Origin of the sequence: Janthinobacterium sp. EB271-G4-7A, from assembly GCF_020858075.1 — a bacterium.
Taxonomy (GTDB): Bacteria; Pseudomonadota; Gammaproteobacteria; order Burkholderiales; family Burkholderiaceae_D; genus Janthinobacterium; species Janthinobacterium lividum.
Map to the genome: position 1 here is coordinate 2,167,971 of NZ_JACYMI010000001.1, position 17,842 is coordinate 2,185,812.

General features: G+C 63.4%; 14 protein-coding genes. 9 read left to right on the forward strand and 5 right to left on the reverse strand.

Features of this window, described 5'->3' with window-relative positions:
• Positions 1-59 precede the first annotated feature (59 nt).
• Together IGS58_RS09845 and araD are read right to left on the reverse strand one after the other, a co-directional pair.
• Positions 60-872: an HpcH/HpaI aldolase family protein gene (locus tag IGS58_RS09845; protein WP_230521218.1), complete on the reverse strand. Its 813-nt coding sequence runs from the start codon at positions 870-872 to the stop codon at positions 60-62.
• A 38-nt stretch (positions 873-910) separates the two neighbouring features.
• Positions 911-2,578, reverse strand: a complete 1,668-nt coding sequence (gene araD / locus IGS58_RS09850; protein WP_230522223.1) for an L-arabinonate dehydratase — start codon at positions 2,576-2,578, stop codon at positions 911-913.
• 430 nt (positions 2,579-3,008) lie between these two features.
• On the opposite strand from araD, the gene IGS58_RS09855 reads away from it, so the two are divergent.
• Entirely contained in the window at positions 3,009-4,043 is a 1,035-nt protein-coding gene (locus tag IGS58_RS09855) for a LacI family DNA-binding transcriptional regulator (RefSeq protein WP_151096265.1), read from the forward strand.
• A 284-nt stretch (positions 4,044-4,327) separates the two neighbouring features.
• Complete coding sequence (gene metE, locus IGS58_RS09860) at positions 4,328-6,616, forward strand: 5-methyltetrahydropteroyltriglutamate--homocysteine S-methyltransferase (RefSeq protein ID WP_230521219.1); 2,289 nt, start codon at positions 4,328-4,330, stop codon at positions 6,614-6,616.
• Between the two features lie 204 nt (positions 6,617-6,820).
• On the opposite strand, the gene IGS58_RS09865 is transcribed toward metE, so the two are convergent.
• Positions 6,821-7,009 carry a hypothetical protein gene (locus tag IGS58_RS09865; RefSeq protein WP_034781057.1) on the reverse strand — a complete coding sequence of 63 codons (189 nt, stop codon included), beginning with the start codon at positions 7,007-7,009 and terminating at the stop codon, positions 6,821-6,823.
• A gap of 137 nt (positions 7,010-7,146) precedes the next feature.
• On the opposite strand from IGS58_RS09865, the gene IGS58_RS09870 reads away from it, so the two are divergent.
• A complete protein-coding gene (locus tag IGS58_RS09870) occupies positions 7,147-8,262 on the forward strand; it encodes a transketolase-like TK C-terminal-containing protein (protein WP_230521220.1) in 1,116 nt (371 codons plus the stop codon).
• Here IGS58_RS09870 and IGS58_RS09875 read toward each other — a convergent pair.
• Positions 8,247-8,738, reverse strand: a complete 492-nt coding sequence (locus tag IGS58_RS09875) for a MarR family winged helix-turn-helix transcriptional regulator (RefSeq protein WP_099388098.1) — start codon at positions 8,736-8,738, stop codon at positions 8,247-8,249. The two genes, IGS58_RS09870 and IGS58_RS09875, sit on opposite strands and share 16 nt — an antisense overlap.
• Positions 8,739-8,872: 134 nt before the next feature.
• Between IGS58_RS09875 and aceE the strand changes: the two genes are divergently transcribed.
• The 3 genes from aceE to IGS58_RS09890 all read left to right on the forward strand — a co-directional run bounded on the left by aceE (position 8,873) and on the right by IGS58_RS09890 (position 14,047).
• Positions 8,873-11,548, forward strand: a complete 2,676-nt coding sequence (aceE, locus tag IGS58_RS09880) for a pyruvate dehydrogenase (acetyl-transferring), homodimeric type (RefSeq protein ID WP_230521221.1) — start codon at positions 8,873-8,875, stop codon at positions 11,546-11,548.
• A gap of 17 nt (positions 11,549-11,565) precedes the next feature.
• Positions 11,566-12,192 carry a glutathione transferase GstA gene (gene gstA / locus IGS58_RS09885; protein ID WP_230521222.1) on the forward strand — a complete coding sequence of 209 codons (627 nt, stop codon included), beginning with the start codon at positions 11,566-11,568 and terminating at the stop codon, positions 12,190-12,192.
• A gap of 265 nt (positions 12,193-12,457) precedes the next feature.
• Positions 12,458-14,047 carry an aspartate:alanine exchanger family transporter gene (locus tag IGS58_RS09890; RefSeq protein WP_230521223.1) on the forward strand — a complete coding sequence of 530 codons (1,590 nt, stop codon included), beginning with the start codon at positions 12,458-12,460 and terminating at the stop codon, positions 14,045-14,047.
• A gap of 12 nt (positions 14,048-14,059) precedes the next feature.
• On the opposite strand, the gene IGS58_RS09895 is transcribed toward IGS58_RS09890, so the two are convergent.
• A complete protein-coding gene (locus IGS58_RS09895; protein WP_230521224.1) occupies positions 14,060-15,268 on the reverse strand; it encodes an MFS transporter in 1,209 nt (402 codons plus the stop codon).
• 156 nt (positions 15,269-15,424) lie between these two features.
• On the opposite strand from IGS58_RS09895, the gene IGS58_RS09900 reads away from it, so the two are divergent.
• The 3 genes from IGS58_RS09900 (at position 15,425) to IGS58_RS09910 (ending at position 17,833) form a co-directional block, all read left to right on the forward strand.
• Positions 15,425-16,012, forward strand: a complete 588-nt coding sequence (locus tag IGS58_RS09900) for a TetR/AcrR family transcriptional regulator (RefSeq protein ID WP_230521225.1) — start codon at positions 15,425-15,427, stop codon at positions 16,010-16,012.
• 97 nt (positions 16,013-16,109) lie between these two features.
• Positions 16,110-16,460 carry a VOC family protein gene (locus IGS58_RS09905; protein WP_034781067.1) on the forward strand — a complete coding sequence of 117 codons (351 nt, stop codon included), beginning with the start codon at positions 16,110-16,112 and terminating at the stop codon, positions 16,458-16,460.
• 182 nt (positions 16,461-16,642) lie between these two features.
• A complete protein-coding gene (locus IGS58_RS09910; protein WP_230521226.1) occupies positions 16,643-17,833 on the forward strand; it encodes an acyl-CoA dehydrogenase family protein in 1,191 nt (396 codons plus the stop codon).
• Positions 17,834-17,842 lie beyond the last annotated feature (9 nt).

Here is a 17,842-nt window from a genome sequence, read left to right on the forward strand (position 1 = left end):
TCTGAGCGCGTTATGTGCTTTACAACAGTGCGTTGCAACAGTGTGTCGCAACAGAATAATTAGTAGGCTCCCGTGTCGAGGGCTTTCGCCAGCGACGGTTTCAGGGCCGTGATAAAGGCATTGGCCTGGCGCATCATCATGCCCATGTCCGAAGCGATGGCCACGTAGTCATAGCCGTAACTGATGAAAGTGTGCACCATTTCCGGCGAGGGGCCGACAATGCCGATGGGTTTGCCGATGGCGCGCGCGCGGCGGGCCGCGTCGGCAATGGCCGCCTGCACGTCCGGGTGGCCGATATTGCCGATATGGCCCATGGCGGCCGACAGGTCGCCCGGTCCCACGAACAGGGCGTCGACGCCATCGACGGCGGCGATTTCTTCCAGCTGCGCCAGGGCGGCCGGGGTTTCCAGCTGGATAATCGAGAAGACGGCGCCGTTGGCGCGCGTGGCGTAGTCGGGCACGGTGCCATAGCGGCTGGCGCGGTGCATGGCGGCAAAACCGCGCGTGCCGGGAATGGCCTGGCCGGGCTGCGGATAGCGGGTGGCGGCCACGGCGCTGCGCGCCTCGCCGGCATGTTCCACGAACGGGAACATCAGGGTTTGCGCGCCGATGTCGAGCGCGCGTTTGATCTGCACCAGGTCGTTCCAGGCCAGGCGCACGACGGGGCAGGCCGGCGTGCCGCCGACTGCCTGCAGGATCTGGTAGGCGTCCTGGTAGTCGATGGGCACGTGTTCCATGTCCAGCACCAGCCAGTCGAAGCCGGCGCAGCCCATGGCTTCGGCCGTCACGGGCGTGCCGGCCATCAGCCAGCTGCCCAGCGGTACTGCTTTGTCCGCCAGCAAGGCGCGGAAACGGTTGTCCAGGATATCCATAGTTGTGCTCTCTAATATAGGTAGGGAAGGCGGCGGCGTCAGAAGATCGGCGGCTCCGGCGTGGCGGCGTTGCCCAGCAAGAAGTCCAGGTCGCAGCCCTGGTCTGCCTGCGTCACGTGCTCCATGTACAGCTTGGTGTAGCCGCGCGCATATTTTTGCGCCGGCGCCTGCCACTCGGCGCGGCGGCGCGCCAGTTCCTCGTCCGTTACCTCCATGTTCAGGGTGCGCGCGGCGATGTCGAGCACTATCATGTCGCCGTTGCGTACCAACGCCAGCGGACCGCCGACGGCCGCTTCCGGCGTCACGTGCAGCACGCAGGTGCCGTAATGGGTGCCGCTCATGCGCGCGTCCGAGATGCGCACCATGTCGCGGATACCCTGCTGCAGCAGCTTTTTCGGCACCGGCAGATTGCCCCATTCCGGCATGCCGGGCGCGCCGATGGGGCCGCCATTGCGCAGGATCAAGACCGTGTTTTCATCGATATCGAGGTCGGGTGCGTGGATTTGTGCCAGCATCTCCGCGTTCGAGTCGAATACGAGGGCGCGTCCGCGGTGTTTGGCGAACTTCGGATTGGCGGCCGATGGCTTGATGACGGCGCCGCCAGGACACAGGTTGCCGCGCAGCACGGCCAGCGCCGCGCCATCGGCCACCGGCTGCGACACCTTGCGGATGACGCTGTCGTCCAGGCAGACGGCGTCGGCGATGTTCTCGCCCAGGCTGCGGCCCGTCACCGTCAAGGCCGTCAAATCGAGCTGCGGCGCGATTTCCTTGAGCAGCGCCGGCATGCCGCCCGCATAGAAGAAATCTTCCATCAGCTTGTCGCCGGACGGGAACAGGTTGGCGATGACCGGTACTTTTTGCGCCATCGCATCCATTTCATCGAGCGACAGGGCCAGGCCGGCGCGCCCGGCGATGGCGACCAGGTGGATGGCCGCGTTGGTCGAACCGCCGAGCGCCATGTAGGCGGCCACGCCGTTGGCCAGCGCGGCGCGGGTGAAGAAGCGCGACGGTTTCAAGTCTTCCCACACCATGCCGACGATGCGCTCGCCGCATTGCGAGGCCATGCGCACGTGGTTGGCATCCATGGCGGGGATGCTGGTGGCGCCCGGCAAGGTAAAGCCCATCGCTTCGACGATGGACGTCATGGTGGACGCCGTGCCCATGGTGTTGCAGGTGCCGGGCGAGCGCGTCATCTTCGCTTCCAGCTTGATCCACTCGGGCTTGGCGATGTCGCCGGCCACGTAGTCGTCCCAGAATTTCTTGGTATGCGTGCCCGCGCCCACGCTCTGGCCGCGGTAGCGGTCGTTGAGCATGGGGCCGGCAGGACAGAAGATGGCGGGGATGTCCATGCTGATGGCGCCCATCAGCATGCCTGGCGTCGTCTTGTCGCAGCCGCCGAGCAGCACGGCGCCGTCGATGGGCAGCGAGCGCAGCAGTTCCTCCGTTTCCATGGCGAGGAAGTTGCGGTAGATCATGGTGGTGGGCTTGACCATCACTTCGCCCAGCGACAGGGCCGGCAGCTCGACGGGGAAGCCGCCGGCCAGCAGGATGCCCCGTTTGACGGCTTCTGCCCGCTCACGCAGGTGCGAGTGGCATGGCGACAGGTCGCTCCAGGTATTGATGATGGCGATGACGGGGCGGTCGAGGAATTCCTCGCGGCGCAGGCCCATCTGCTGCAGGCGCTGGCGGTGGGCGAACGAGCGCATGTCGTCTGGGGCCAGCCAGCGCTGGCTGCGCAGGGATTCCAGCGTGCGGCGGGAGGTAGCGGAGCTCAATGTGTGTCCTTTTTGGTTGCCTGGCGCGCTGCGTATGGCGTTCCAGTACGGCTGTCTCGGGCCTTGCTGTCAGTCTTTGTTAGCGCTAACATTGCAAGTACAGCGAAATATAATTTGAATCGCAGGGGGCTGTCAACAGATTTAATGCAGGGAGAATGCGCGCCGGCTGGCATCTTGCCGCGCGCAGCCATTACACTATCGGCATGATTTCATTGGCACCAATTTCCAGGGTGGAATTTCTGCGGCCCGGCCTGCCAGTATCGCGGCGAGCCATGGCACACCGGCGCCACTCTGGCATCCCCTGTGCCGCCGGCCATGGCATGATGCGTGGTGATCACCGATTTTTGAGAAGGCAGTACCCATGAACGACCCAGTACGCAAGCGGCGTGGCCTCGGCCGCAGCACCGTGTTCGATGTGGCCAAATTGGCACAGACCTCGGCCATTTCCGTATCGCGCTATTTCAAGGAGCCGGACCGCGTGTCGCAGGAAACGCGCGAGCGCATCAAGAGCGCCATCGACCAGCTCGGCTACATCCGCAACGAGGCGGCCGGCGGCCTGGCGTCGACCCAGGGCCGCATCGTGGGCGCCATCGTGCCCAGCGTGTCGAACTCCATCTTTGCGGAAACCATCCAGGGCTTGTCGACCACCTTGTCGCAGCACAATTACCAGTTGCTGCTGGCCACCCACGATTATTCGATCGAGACGGAAGAGAAGGTGGTGCGCGCCTTTCTCGGCTGGTCGCCGCGCGCGCTGGTGCTGACGGGCGCCGACCACAGCGCCGCCACGGAAACCTTGCTGGCGGGCTTGCAGATTCCCGTCATCGAAACGTGGGATATCCGCCCCGAGCGGCCGTATCCGCAAATCGGCTTTTCGCATATCGCCACGGGGCGCGACATGACCTTGTACTTGCACGCGCAAGGCTACCGGCGCATCGTGTATGTGGACAGCGGCATCGGCAGCGATTTCCGCGCGCGCAAGCGGGCCCAGGGGTATGAGGAAACCATGCGGCAGCTGGGTTTGCGTCCTGAAATCGTGCAAGCTTTGGTGACGGCGCCGCTCGACGCGGGCGGGCAAGTGTTCAGCGAGCAAATGGCGCGCGCCGAGCGTCCCGACGCCCTGTTTTTTGCCAACGACAACATGGCGGCAGGCGCCATCTACGAAGCGGCGCGCCTCGGCATCCGCATTCCCGAGCAATGCGCGGTGGCGGGCTTCGGCGACTTCCCGTTCTCGGAAAAACTCATGCCTGCGCTGACGACGATCCGCGTACCGCGCTATGACATCGGCCGCCTGGCTGCACAGGCCATCCTGCAGCGCCTGGGCGAAGTGGACGAGGGCGCCGCGCCGCCAGCCTTGGCGCCGCTGGCCTACCAGCTGATCGCGCGGGCCAGTGCCTGATGGCCACGGTTGACGGCAGATATTGACGAATCATATTTCCATCATCACAACATACAATTGGATAGCTATGCTGCGATGCGGCATCATGCACTTGTCTCCTCTACTTCCTCACAGGAATTAGATTCAGCCCGCTCCCGCAGCGGGCTTTTTTTTGCCTGCGCCCCGCCGCATTCGAGCCGAGGCTCACATGAATATTAATAATGGATGCATGAAGTTTTACCATTATTTTTCATGGATGAAAGCCTCTATGATGTCTCCATACTTCACCAGGAGGCACTACCACCATGACCGTCACGACACATAATCTGGGCTACCCGCGCATCGGCGCCAAACGCGAACTGAAGTTCGCACTGGAAGACTACTGGACAGGCGACAGCACGCTGGCCGCGCTGGAAGGCTGGGGCGCCGAACTGCGCCAGCGCCACTGGCAAGACCAGGACGGGCTGGACATGGCGCCCGTGGGCGACTTTTCCTTCTATGACCAGGTGCTGGACCTGAGCTTTACCCTGGGTAATTTGCCGCAGCGCGTGCGCCACCTGACTGGCGCAGCGCTCGACAACTATTTCCGCGTGGCCCGTGGCCGCTCGGCCAGCGACAGCGATTGCAGCTGCATCCACGCTGGCGAAATGACGAAATGGTTCGACACCAATTATCACTACATCGTGCCGGAATTTGCGGCCGACACGCAGTTCAAGCTCGACAGCAGCCGCCTGTTGCAGCAACTGGCGCAAGCGCGCCAGCTCGGTGTGAAAGCCAAGCCCGTGCTGATCGGCCCTGTCACCTATTTGTGGCTGGGCAAGGCCAAGGACGATTCCCACAAGCTGGCGCTGCTGCAAGGCTTGCTGCCCGTCTATGTGCAACTGTTGCAGGAACTGGCCGACCAGGGCGTGGAGTGGGTGCAGATCGACGAACCGGTACTCGTCACGGAACTGGACAGCGCCTGGCAGCAGGCGCTGGTCACGGCCTACGCTGCCTTGAGCAAGGTCAACAACGTCAAACTGCTGCTGGCCACGTATTTCGGCAAGCTGCAAGATAACCTGGCACTGGCGTGCAAGCTGCCCGTGCAAGGCTTGCACCTGGATGCCGTCAACGCCCGCGAGGAAGTGGCGCAAGTGATCGCGCAATTGCCAAGTTCCAGCGTCTTGTCGCTGGGCGTGGTGAATGGCCGCAATATCTGGAAGACGGACCTGACGGAAGTGCTGGCGTGGCTGGAACCCGTGCACGCCAGCCTGCAGTCGCGCCTGTGGATCGCGCCGTCGTGCTCCCTGCTGCACGTGCCAGTCGACCTGGACAGTGAGCAACAGCTGGATACGGATATCCGGTCGTGGCTGGCCTTTGCCCGTCAAAAGCTCGATGAAGTGCGCACCCTGGCCGGTGCGCTGAATAATGGCCGTGCTTCCGTGCAAGCGGCGCTGGACGTCAATCATGCGGCCGTGCAAGCGCGCCGCGAGTCGCCGCGCGTGCACAATCCCGCAGTGAAGGCGGCCGTGGCCCGCAGCAACGCAAGCCTGGGCCAGCGCGCCGGCGGCTATGCCGAGCGTGCCGCCAAGCAAGCCGCGCTGCTGCAACTGCCGCTGTACCCGACGACGACCATCGGCTCGTTTCCGCAGACGGCCCAAATCCGCCAGGCCCGCAGCCAGTTTCGTAGCGGCCAGCTGGATGCAGCCAGCTACAAGCAGTTGATGCAGGCGGAAATCGCGCATTGCGTCAAGGAACAGGAAACCCTGGGCCTGGACGTCTTCGTGCACGGCGAAGCGGAACGCAACGACATGGTGGAGTATTTCGGCGAACAGCTCGACGGCTACGCCTTCAGCCAGTTCGGCTGGGTGCAATCGTACGGTTCGCGCTGCGTCAAGCCGCCCATCCTGTTCGGCGACATCAGCCGCCCGCGCGCCATGACGGTCGAGTGGAGCACCTACGCCCAGTCGCTGACGGACAAGCCGATGAAGGGCATGCTGACGGGCCCCGTCACCATCCTGAACTGGTCTTTCGTGCGCGACGACCAGCCCCGTTCCGTGTCGTGCCACCAGCTGGCGCTGGCCATGCGCGCCGAAGTGCAGGACCTGGAACAGGCCGGCATCCGCGTGATCCAGATCGACGAAGCGGCATTGCGCGAAGGCTTGCCACTGCGTAAAGCCCAGTGGGCCGAGTACCTGCGCTGGGCCGTGGAATCGTTCCGTATCACGGCCAATGGCGTGGCCGACGAGACGCAGATCCACACGCACATGTGCTATTCGGAATTCAACGACATCATCGCGCAGATCGCCGACATGGATGCGGACGTCATCACCATTGAAACGTCGCGCTCCGACATGGAATTGCTGGATGCCTTCGATGACTTTAACTATCCGAACGCAATCGGCCCTGGCGTCTACGACATCCACTCGCCGAATATTCCTGGCCAGGAACAGATGGTCAAACTGATGCGCAAGGCGGCCGAGCGCATTCCCGCCCAGCGCCTGTGGGTCAACCCCGATTGCGGCCTGAAGACGCGCGGCTGGAAAGAAGTGATCCCCGCGCTGGCCAACATGGTGGCGGCAGCGAAAACCTTGCGCGGCGACAACGTGGCATAAGGATCGCAGGAGCAGGGGAGGCCGCTATGGCTGAGATATAGAACAATCGTATTTCTGTCATCACAACATGCAATTGGATAATGATGCTGCGATGCGGCATCATGCATCTGTCTCCTCTACTTCCTCACAGGAATTAGATTCAGCCTGCTCCCGTAGCGGGCTTTTTTTTGCCCGTGTCATGCATCATGCATCATGCGTGATGGGCTACAGCACATTCGCCGCCACGGCGGAACTGTAGTTGCGCGCCAGCGCCGCGATGATGGCGGCCATCGCCTGCGGGTTGTCCGTGGCGCCGAAATGCGCGGCATACAGGCGCTTGGCCGCTTCGACTTGCGCATTCGTCAGTTTCACGGCGTAGGCCATGCGCACGGTTTCAGAATTGTTCAGCGTCATTTTTCACCTTGAAGGCAGGAACTCCGGTTGGCTCTCGTGTCCCTTGCTCGCGCAAAGGATTGCAACTACAATAATTGCATTTGCAATCGTATAGGCAATGTCTGCCTTGCGCAAGCGATACCGAGACAGGAGCCGCCATGCATTTGCCCCCTTCATTTTCCCAGCCACCACTGCCAGGCGGCGAAACGGGCCGCGCCTTTCAAGCCTGCATGGCCGCGCTGGCGCCTGCGTCGGGCTTGCCACTGGCACATGCTTCGCCGCGCCGCGCGCTGGGCGCCATGGCGGGCAGCCTGAAGCAGAGCGGCGCCGTGGTGGCGCGGATGCGCAAGGTGGGCACGCACGCGCCGCCGTTCTCGGACGGCGACGCATGGGAAGTGGGAGCGTCCGCGGGTGCCTGGACTGTGCGCTACCGGCATGGCGCGACGCAGGCGGAAAAGCCGCTGCTCTACCTGTGCAGCCCCGCCTCGCTGCCGGCCTTGCGCGCGGTGCTGGCCGAGTCGGGTGAGCGTGGCATCGTCTGTAATGATGCGGAAACGCAAGCCTCGCACTGGCCGAAAGGCGTGCAGCCCGCGCTGCCCGCCTGGCTGGCCGCGCAGCACAATTGCATGCCGTTCGACCCGGCGACGGGAGAGGAAGTGCGCGCCATCCTGCGCTCGGCACTGGAAACGCTGTACCTGGAACAGCGGCCTGGCTATTACTATCTGGCCACACATGATGACGATGCGGATGAAGATGCGGATGTGGTAGCGCCCCTGTCGGCCGCCGATGCGGCAGCGGCCAGCCTGGGCATGTACCGCGTGTCGCCGCCGGGCCCTGCACCAGGCCGGGTGCGTCTGTGCGGGGCGGGCAGGATGCTGGCCGTCGTTGCCGCTGCCGCCCGCCTGCTGAAGGAGGACTGGGATATTGCCACGCAAGTGTGGAGTTGCCCCAGCTATACGCGCCTGGCGCGCGATGCGCAGGCGGCGGAACAGTGGAACCTGCTCCACCCGCGCGTCACGCCAAGGTTGGCCCATGTGCGGCGTTGCCTCGATGACAGTGCCGCGCCCGTCATCGCCGTCACCGGCTACGGGCAGTATATCGCGGGCCAGATCGGCGGCTGCGTGCGCGGGCGCTTCATCGCCGTCGGTGCCGATACCCGGATGGAAACGAGTGCGCCATGGCTGGCCGTCACCGCGCTGAAAGCGCTGGCCGACGATGGCGCGCTGCCCCTGCAGTTCGTCGATTACGCGCTGCGGCGCTACGCCTTGCTCTGAACCTTGCTCTGGCCTGCGCCGCGCGCCGCTTCGGCGGCGCGCGCCAGGGCGGCGCTGAAGTCCTGCTGCTCGCCGCTGTCAAATTGCGCCAGGAACAGGTCGGCCACTGTGGCCTGGTACACGGCCCACATTTGCTTGCGCAGGATTTTTCCGTCTTCCGTGATGGAGACAAAGGCGGCGCGCCCGTCTTCCATCGAGCGCGTGCGCGTCACCAGCCGGTCCGTTTCCAGCTTGTCCACCAGGCGCGTGAGGTTGTAGCGTTCGATGGCCAGCGCGTCGGCCAGTTCATGCATGCGGCGCGAACCGTCCGGGCCGCTTTCGAGTCCCCACAGCACGTCATACCACGCATACACGGGCAGCTTGGCCGCCGCCAGACGGCGTTCGATTTCGCGGATCATCAAGCGGTGCGTGCGCACGAATGAAAACCACAGGTCGGGCGCGGTTGCGGACTTGCTTGCAGGCTCAGTTGCAGACATCGGTATTCCTCCAGAACGATCACAGTTGCAAATGCAATTATAGCGCTATACAATGGCCGGCATAACGATTGCAAATGCAATGATTGCAATGGCAATCGATCATGACGATGAATGCCCACCCCCAGGAGACTGCCATGACCCCATCCCTCGCTGTACCCGATATCGATCCGCAGGAAACCAAAGAATGGCTGGAGGCGATGCAGGCCGTCGTCGCCGTGGAAGGGCGTCCGCGCGCCCACTACCTGCTCGACCAGCTCGTCGATCTGGATAGCACCCAGCACGGCGGCATGCACGGCCGCGTCACCACCGCCTACACCAACAGCATCGCCACGGCGCGCCAGCCCGCTTATCCGGGCGACCTGGCCATCGAGCGCCGCCTGAATGCCTACATCCGCTGGAACGCCATGGTGATGGTGCTGCGCGCTGCCAAGCACTCGAACGTGGGCGGCCACATCGCCACCTACCAGTCGGCGGCCGTGCTGTACGACGTGGGCTTCAGCCATTTCTTCCGTGGTCATACGGACCAGTTTGCCGGTGACCTGGTCTACATCCAGGGCCATTCCGCGCCTGGCATCTATGGCCGCGCCTATCTGGAAGGCCGCGTCACGGAAGCGCAGCTGGACAACTACCGCCGCGAAGCGGGCCGCGAGGGCCTGTCGTCGTATCCGCATCCCCGTCTGATGCCCGATTTCTGGCAATTCCCGACGGTATCGATGGGCCTGGGGCCGCTGACGGCCGCTTACCAGGCCCGTTTCATGCGTTACCTCGAGTATCGCGACATGAAGCCGCACCAGGGCCGCAAGGTGTGGGCTTTCCTCGGCGATGGCGAGATGGACCAGCCGGAATCGCTGGCCGCCATTTCCCTGGGCGGCCGCGAGCGCCTCGATAACCTGATCTTTGTCGTCAACTGCAACCTGCAGCGCCTGGACGGCCCCGTGCGCGGCAACAGCAAGGTCATCCAGGAACTGGAAGGCACCTTCCGCGCGGCGGGCTGGCATGTCATCAAGGTCATCTGGGGCAGCGGCTGGGATGCGTTATTGCAGAGCGACACGAGCGGTTTGTTGCGTCAGCGCATGATGGAATGCGTGGACGGCGATTACCAGACCTTCAAATCGCAGAATGGCGCGTATGTGCGCGAGCATTTCTTTGGCAAGTATCCGGAACTGCTGGCGCTGGTGGCGCACATGACGGATGACGAAATCTGGCAGCTGACGCGCGGCGGACACGATCCCGAAAAAGTCCACGCGGCCTACGCGGAAGCCATGCGCACGACTGGCCGGCCCACCGTGATCCTGGCCAAGACCGTCAAGGGCTTCGGCATGGGCGAGGCGGGCGAAGGGCAGAATATCAACCATCAGCTGAAAAAGATGAGTGCCGACGCCGTGCGCGCGTTCCGCGACCGCTTCGCGCTGCCCGTCAGCGATGCTCAGCTGGAAGAAATGCCGTACCTGAAGCCGGCGCCGGACAGCGAGGAAGGGCGTTACTTCGCCGCGCGCCGGGCGCAGCTGGGCGGCTACATTCCCGCCCGCATCAGCAAGGTGGCGCCCCTGCCCATACCGCCGCTGTCCGCGTTCGCCACCCAGCTCAAGGATAGCGGCGAGCGGGGCGCGTCCACGACCATGGCCTTCGTGCGCATCCTCGGCACCCTGCTGAAAGATCCCGCCTTGAGCAAGATCATCGTGCCCATCGTGCCCGACGAATCGCGCACGTTTGGCATGGAAGGCCTGTTCCGCCAGATCGGCATCCATTCCTACCTGGGCCAGCTGTACACGCCGCAGGATGCGGGCCAGCTCAGCTATTACAAGGAAGCCAAGGATGGGCAGATATTGCAGGAAGGCATCAACGAATCGGGTGCCATTTCCTCCTGGATCGCCGCCGGCACGTCCTACAGCAACCATGGCCTGGCCACCATCCCGTTCTACATCTTCTATTCGATGTTCGGCTTGCAGCGCGTGGGCGACCTGGCCTGGGCGGCCGCCGATGCCCGCACGCGCGGCTTCTTGCTGGGCGCCACGTCGGGACGCACGACACTGATGGGGGAGGGACTCCAGCACGACGATGGCCACAGCCACGTGCTGTCGTCCGTGATTCCCAACTGCATCTCTTACGATCCCACCTATGCCTACGAGCTGGCCGTGATCATCCACGACGGCATGCGCCGCATGTTTGCCGAGCAAGAGGATATTTTCTATTACATCACCTTGCTCAACGAAAACTATCCGCATCCGGCCATGCCGGAAGGCGCCGAGGCGGGCATCTTGCAGGGCCTGTATCTGCTGCAGGAAAGTCCGGCAGCACCCACGGCAGCCGCGCCGCGCGTGCAACTGATGGGCAGCGGTTCCATCCTGCGCGAAGTGCTGGCCGCCAGCGTGCTGCTGCAGCAGGATTTCGGCGTGGCGGCCGACGTATGGAGCGCCACCAGCCTGACGCAAGTGCGGCGCGACGGCCTGGCCGTGCAGCGCTGGAACATGCTGCACCCGGACAGCGCGCCCCGCGTGCCGTATATCGCGCAATGCCTGGCCGGCCGGCAAGGCCCGGTGGTGATCGCCACCGACTACATGAAGATCGTGGCCGACCAGGTGCGCCCCTTCGTGCACGACCGGCGCTTCGTTGCCCTGGGCACGGATGGCTTCGGCCGCTCCGATACGCGCGAATCCTTGCGCACCTTCTTTGAAGTGGACCGCCATTTCATCGTGCTGGCCGCCCTGGTGGCGCTGGCTGATGGGGGCCAGGTGCCGCGCAGCAAGATTGGCGAGGCCATCGCCAAATACGGCATCGACGTGGAAAAACTTGATCCCGCGTCCGTGTAATTTTTCGAGGAGTAATCATGAAACTGTATTACGCAACGGGAACGTGTTCTTTGTCGCCGCACATCGTGGCCATCGAGGCGGGCATCGCGCTGGAGCTGGAACGAGTCGATATTCGCAAGATTCCACGCGTCACGGAAACGGGCGCCGACTACGCGCAGGTGAATGCGAACCTGTATGTGCCGGCGCTGGCGCTGGACGATGGCACCATTTTGCTGGAGGGCACGGCCATCGTGCAATACCTGGCTGACCTGGCGCCGGACAGCGGCCTGGCGCCGCCGCCGGGCTCCCTGGCGCGCGTGCAACTGCAATCGTGGCTGGGGTTTATTGCCACCGAGCTGCACAAGGTGTTCAGCCCCTGGCTGTTCCACCCGGAATACGGCACGCAGGCGCAGGACGTGGCCCGCTCACGCCTGGCCGCACGCCTCGATTATGTCGAGCGGCAACTGGCGGCCGGCGGGCCGTATCTGCTGGGCGAGCGTTATTCCATCGCGGATGCCTATCTGTACACCATCCTCGGCTGGTCGGCGCATACGCAGGTGGACTTGTTGGCCTTCCCGCAAGTGAGGCGCTTGGTCGAACGCGTCGGCGAGCGTCCCGCCGTGCGGCAGGCGCTGCGCGAGGAGGCGGGGCGGCAAGCCGCGTGAGTGGCTGCCGGTGCGGGGAGAGGGCAGATATTGATAAATCATATTTCCATCATCACAACATGCAATTGGAATGATATGCTGCGATGCGGCATCATTCACCTGTCTCCTCTACTTCCTCACAGGAATTAGATTCAGCCCGCTTTCATAGCGGGCTTTTTTTTGCCCGTTTTTCAGGTACAAACCTGCGCACGCTTGCTTGTCATCATCGCCATCGTGTTGCTTTTGTGCATGCTAAACTGGGCCTTCCCCAGACCAAGGTTGCCTGATGCTTCAATTATTTCGCCACACGCTGGAGTCCACGCCCATTCTCGCCCTGTTTCTCGTCATCGGCGCCGGTTATGCGCTGGGGCGCATCAGCGTGTTCGGCTTTTCTCTGGGCGTGGGCGGCGTGCTGTTCGCGGGGCTGGCGCTGGGCGCGTTTGCCCCCGGCGCCGTGCCGCCGCCGATGGTCGGCTCCATCGGCCTGCTGCTGTTCCTGTATGGCATAGGCGTGCAGTATGGCGTGCAGTTTTTCGCCGGTTTGCGCGGTGCGGGGCAGAAACACAATCTGATCGCTTTTATTGCCGTCATGGGCGGCCTGGCCGTGTCTGTCTGGGGAGGGCAGTGGATTGACATTTCTCTGCGCATGGCCAGCGGCGTGTTTGCCGGCGCCATGACCAGCACGGCTGCCTTGCAGGCGGCGCTGGAAGCGTCGCACGGCAATGGCGACGCGGCCGTCGGCTATGCCGTCGCGTATCCGTTCGGCGTTGTCGGTCCCATGCTGGGCCTGTACCTGGCCGGGCGCATCTTGAAACCCGTGCTGACGCCGCCGCCGGCACCCATCGTCGTGTCCGAAATTACCATCGATGCAGCAACATTGGCGGGCGCGGCCCTGTCCGAACTGGCCGACGGCCCCTTGGCTGGCGTGCAAGTGATCGGCGTGCGCCAGGGGCACCAGAACCGCTTGCCCGACCCTGGCCTCGTGCTCGGCGTCGGGGACGCGCTGATGGTGTCGGGCACGGTGGCGGGCGTGGAGGCGGCGCGCACGGCGCTGGGCCACCTGGACCCGGGCCGGCTGATGAAGGACCGCAGCGCGTTCGACGGCACGGAAGTGTTCGTGTCGGACGCGGAAATCGTCGGCGTGCCCCTGGGCGAATTGGACCTGTCGAAAGACTTCCCCCTGCAGATCGCATTCATACGCCGCGGCGACGCCATGATCCTGCCGCATCCGTTCCTGACCCTGGAATTCGGCGACAGGGTGATGGCCATTGCGCCGGCGAAACATGCGGCCGATGTGCGCAAGCTGTTCGGCAATTCCATCACGGCCACGGCCGAGTTCAGCTATGTCTCGCTGGGCATGGGCATGGTGCTGGGCGTGCTGCTGGGCCTGGTACCGATCCCTTTGCCGTGGATCGGTTCGTTCAGTCTGGGCCTGGCCGGCGGGCCGCTGGTGATGGCGCTGATCCTGGGCCGCCTGGGCAGGGTGGGCCGGATCAGCTGGCGCCTGCCGCTGTCGGCCAACCTGGTGATGCGCAACTATGGCTTGACGATTTTCCTCGCTTCCGTCGGAATGGCGTCCGGCTTGCCCTTCGTGCAGCAGGTGGGCGCCGACGGCTTGCCCATGCTGGCGCTGGGCGCCGTGACGGTGCTGGTGGTGGTGGCCCTTGTCGTGATCCTGGGCAAGGTCTTCCTGCGCCTGCCGTTTCCTGAATTGCTGGGCATCGCGGCAGGCGCCACGGGCAACCCGGCCGTGCTGGTGTTCGCCAACCGCCTGGCCAAGTCGGACCGCCCGAACCTGGGCTACGCCATGATTTTCCCCAGCATGACCATCGTCAAGATTGTGGCCGTGCAGGTGCTGCTGCATCTGTACGGCTGATTGCGGCCAAAGTCAGTCTCTTGCAGGGCCAGGCTGCTTGTCGGCATCAACCAAGCGGATGCCAAAAGACAGCAGCAAGGCGGCAGCGGCGCATCCTGCGGCAAGCCACAGGTTGGCTGAGAGGCCCAGCCTGTCCACGGCCTGGCCACCGGTCCACGCCCCGAGCGCAATGCCGATATTGAAGACACCGACATACAGCGCGGCGACGATCTCCACGGCCCCGGGCGCCGCCTTCATCATCAAGGTCATCAGGCCGACCGATACGCCACCGTAGGCCAGTCCCCAGGCCAGCAACACCACGCCGCCGCCGATGCCGGAGTCGCCGACAGCCAGGAACAGCAGCGGCGTGAGCAGCAGGCCGCCCGAGATGGCGACGATGGTAGTCGCCGTGCGCCGCGCCGCCACGACACCGGCCAGGAAGTTTCCAATGATGCCCGCGCAGCCATAGGCAAACAGCAGCGCGCCCAGCCATTGCGTATCAAACCCCGACATGGACAGCAGTAGCGGGCGCACGAAGGTAAAGGCCATGAAATGGCTGGTCACCAGCAACAGGGTCAGAAGCAGCCCCGCTTGCAACTGCCTGTTGCGCAGCTGTTTGCCGAATTGGCGCAAGCTTGCCGCACCGGCAGCGGGCAGTGCGGGAATGACGGCCAGATGCAGCGCCAGTACCAGGCTGCTGAACAGCGCCATGGCGCCGAAGGCCCAGCGCCATCCTGCAACGTCGCCGATTTGTGCGCCTAGCGGCACGCCCAGCACGGAAGCGGCCGCCACGCCACCGAAGATGATCGACGTTGCCAGGCCGGTCGAGCGCGCAGGAACCAGGCGGGAAGCGAGGCCGCCGGCGATGGCCCAGATGCCGCCCATGCAAAACCCGACGAGAACACGGGCAGCCAGCATCCACGCCATGTTCTGCGCCAGGGCCGAGGCAATGTTCGCGAGCACCAATAGTGTCAGCAAACCACAGAGAATCTTGCGCCTGTCCAGGCTGCCCGATGCGACCACGACCAGCGGCGCAAACATGGCCGCCAGCAATGCTGGCAGTGAGATCATCAGGCCGGCGGTTCCCGTGGAGGTGCCCAGGGTGTCAGCAATTGGCGTCAGCAGGCCGACCGGGAGCATTTCTGTCGTCACGACCGAAAAGGTGGCCATGCCGACGGCGCAGACCGCCAGCCAAGGGTGGCGGACACGGGGTTGTGCGGCAGCGCAGGCAGACGTACTCATGGTTCATATCCTTCATGTGATCATTCGATAAACGGCGCATGCCCTGCTTGCAATGGAGATACGTCGCAGTGATAATACATACATCGCGTATGAATAGTATATATTCATACGCGATGTATGTAAACGATCATGCACTACGTATGCAAGGAGGAAGCAATGGTTCGCCGCACCCGTGTGGAAATGGAAGAAACCCGAGCATCGTTGCTGGCCACGGCCCGCAAAGTGTTCAGCGAGCGCGGTTATGCCGACACGTCAATGGATGACCTTACCGCGCAGGCTGGCCTGACGCGTGGCGCCCTGTATCATCACTTCGGCGACAAGAAGGGCTTGCTGCTGGCGGTAGTGGAGCAAATCGATGCGGAAATGGATGGCCGCCTGCAAGCCATCTCCGACAGCGCCGAAGACTTGTGGGAAGGCTTTCGCAGCCGCTGCCGTGCCTATCTGGAGATGGCCCTGGAACCGGAGATTCAGCGCATCGTCTTACGCGATGCGAGGGCGGTCCTCGGTGGCGCTTCACCGGACTCGCAGCGCCATTGCCTCGAGTCGATGCAAAAGCTTATCCAGCAGCTGATTCACCGAGGCATCGTGGCCGACGCTTGCCCAGAAGCACTGGCTTCGATGATCTACGGCAGTCTGGCAGAAGCGGCGCTCTGGATCGCAGAAGGTGAGGAAGGCAATGCGCGTCTGATAAAAGGAGTGGCGGCATTGGAATTGTTGTTACGGGGGATGTTGCTTGACAGGTAATCGCGTCAAGTGGCCATCACGCCAGAAGCGGACACGTCTGGAGACGTGGAGGGCGATATTGAGCAGGGTTGGACTTATATGGACATGGAGGAAAAATATGCAAGTCAAGCGTATCGTTGCAAATTTCCCGGCGTCGGATCCGGGCCTGGCGCGGACGTTTTACCAGGACGTGCTGGGTCTGAGCCTGTTGATGGACCACGGCTGGATCATGACGTATGGTTCGCAAAGCGAGATGAGCGTGCAAGTGAGCTTCGCGACGGAAGGCGGCTCGAATACCGCTGTGCCCGACCTTTCCATTGAAGTCGATGACGTGGATGCCGCATTGGCACGCATGCGTGGGGCGGGGTTTCCCATTGAATATGGTCCTGCCGATGAACCTTGGGGTGTCAGGCGGTTTTTCGTGCGCGACCCTTTCGGCAAGCTCATTAATATCCTGTCGCACACCTAGACGCGGTCCCAAGGCCAGCAGTCAGCCAATTCCACCCGCTTCCCTTGCGCGCCAGCCTGTGTAAAAGGCCTGGCGCGCCTCCCAATCTGTTGTACAATCCTTGAGAACGGTCGTGCTTTTTTGTGCGCTGAGCTTCCTTGCGTGCAGTCATCACGGCAACCGATAAGAACAAGGAGACAGACATGGACCTGCATTACACGGCCGAGGAGAGCGCCTTCCGCGACACGGTGCGCGCCTTCCTCGACACCCATCTGCCGGCGGACTTGCAGCGCAAGGTGCGCCAGCATCTGCGCCTGAACCGCGACGATTACGTGCGCTGGCACAAGATTGTCGCGCAACAAGGCTGGGCCGCGCCGGCCTGGCCCGTCGAACATGGCGGCACGGGCTGGACGTCCGTGCAGCGCCACATCTGGGAAGACGAGTGCGCGCGCGCCGCCACGCCGCCGATTTTGCCTTTCGGCATCAACATGGTGGCGCCCGTCATCATGGCCTTCGCCAACGCCGAACAAAAAGCATATTATTTGCCGCGCATCCTGAACTGCGACGACTGGTGGTGCCAGGGTTATTCCGAGCCGGGCGCCGGGTCCGACCTCGCTTCCCTGAAAACCACGGCCCAGCGCGACGGCGACCACTACATCGTGAATGGCCAGAAAACCTGGACGACGCTGGGCCAGCACGCGGACATGATCTTTTGCCTGGTGCGCACGGATAGCACGGTGCGCAAGCAGGAAGGCATCAGTTTCTTGCTGATCGACATGAAAACGCCGGGCATCACCGTGCGCCCCATCATCATGCTCGATGAAGAACACGAAGTAAACGAAGTCTTTTTCGACAACGTGCGCGTGCCCGTCAGCAACCTGGTCGGCCAGGAAAACAAGGGCTGGACGTACGCCAAGTATCTGCTGGGGCACGAGCGCACGGGCATCGCCGCCGTGGGCCGCTCCAAACGCGAGCTGACTTTCCTCAAGCAGCTGGCCATGCAGCAGAGCAAGCGCGGCGCCCCGCTGCTGCACGATCCCGCCTTTGCGGTCAAGGTGGCTACCCTGGAAATCGAATTGATGGCGCTGGAAATGACGGTCTTGCGCGTCATCAGCGAAGAAGGCAAGGGACCGGGGCCGCAGGCATCGATGCTGAAGGTGCGCGGTTCGGAACTGCAGCAACAACTGACGGAACTGATGGTCGAAGCCATCGGCCCGCAAGCCTTGCCGTTCGATCCGGCATTCCTTGACGGCAGCGCGCCGCACGGCGCTGGCGGCGACGACCTGGCCGCGCCGCTGGCCGCGTACTACTTCAATTACCGCAAGACATCGATCTATGGCGGCTCGAATGAAATCCAGAAAAACATCATCACGCAGATGATCCTGGGCCTGTAAGCCAGAAGG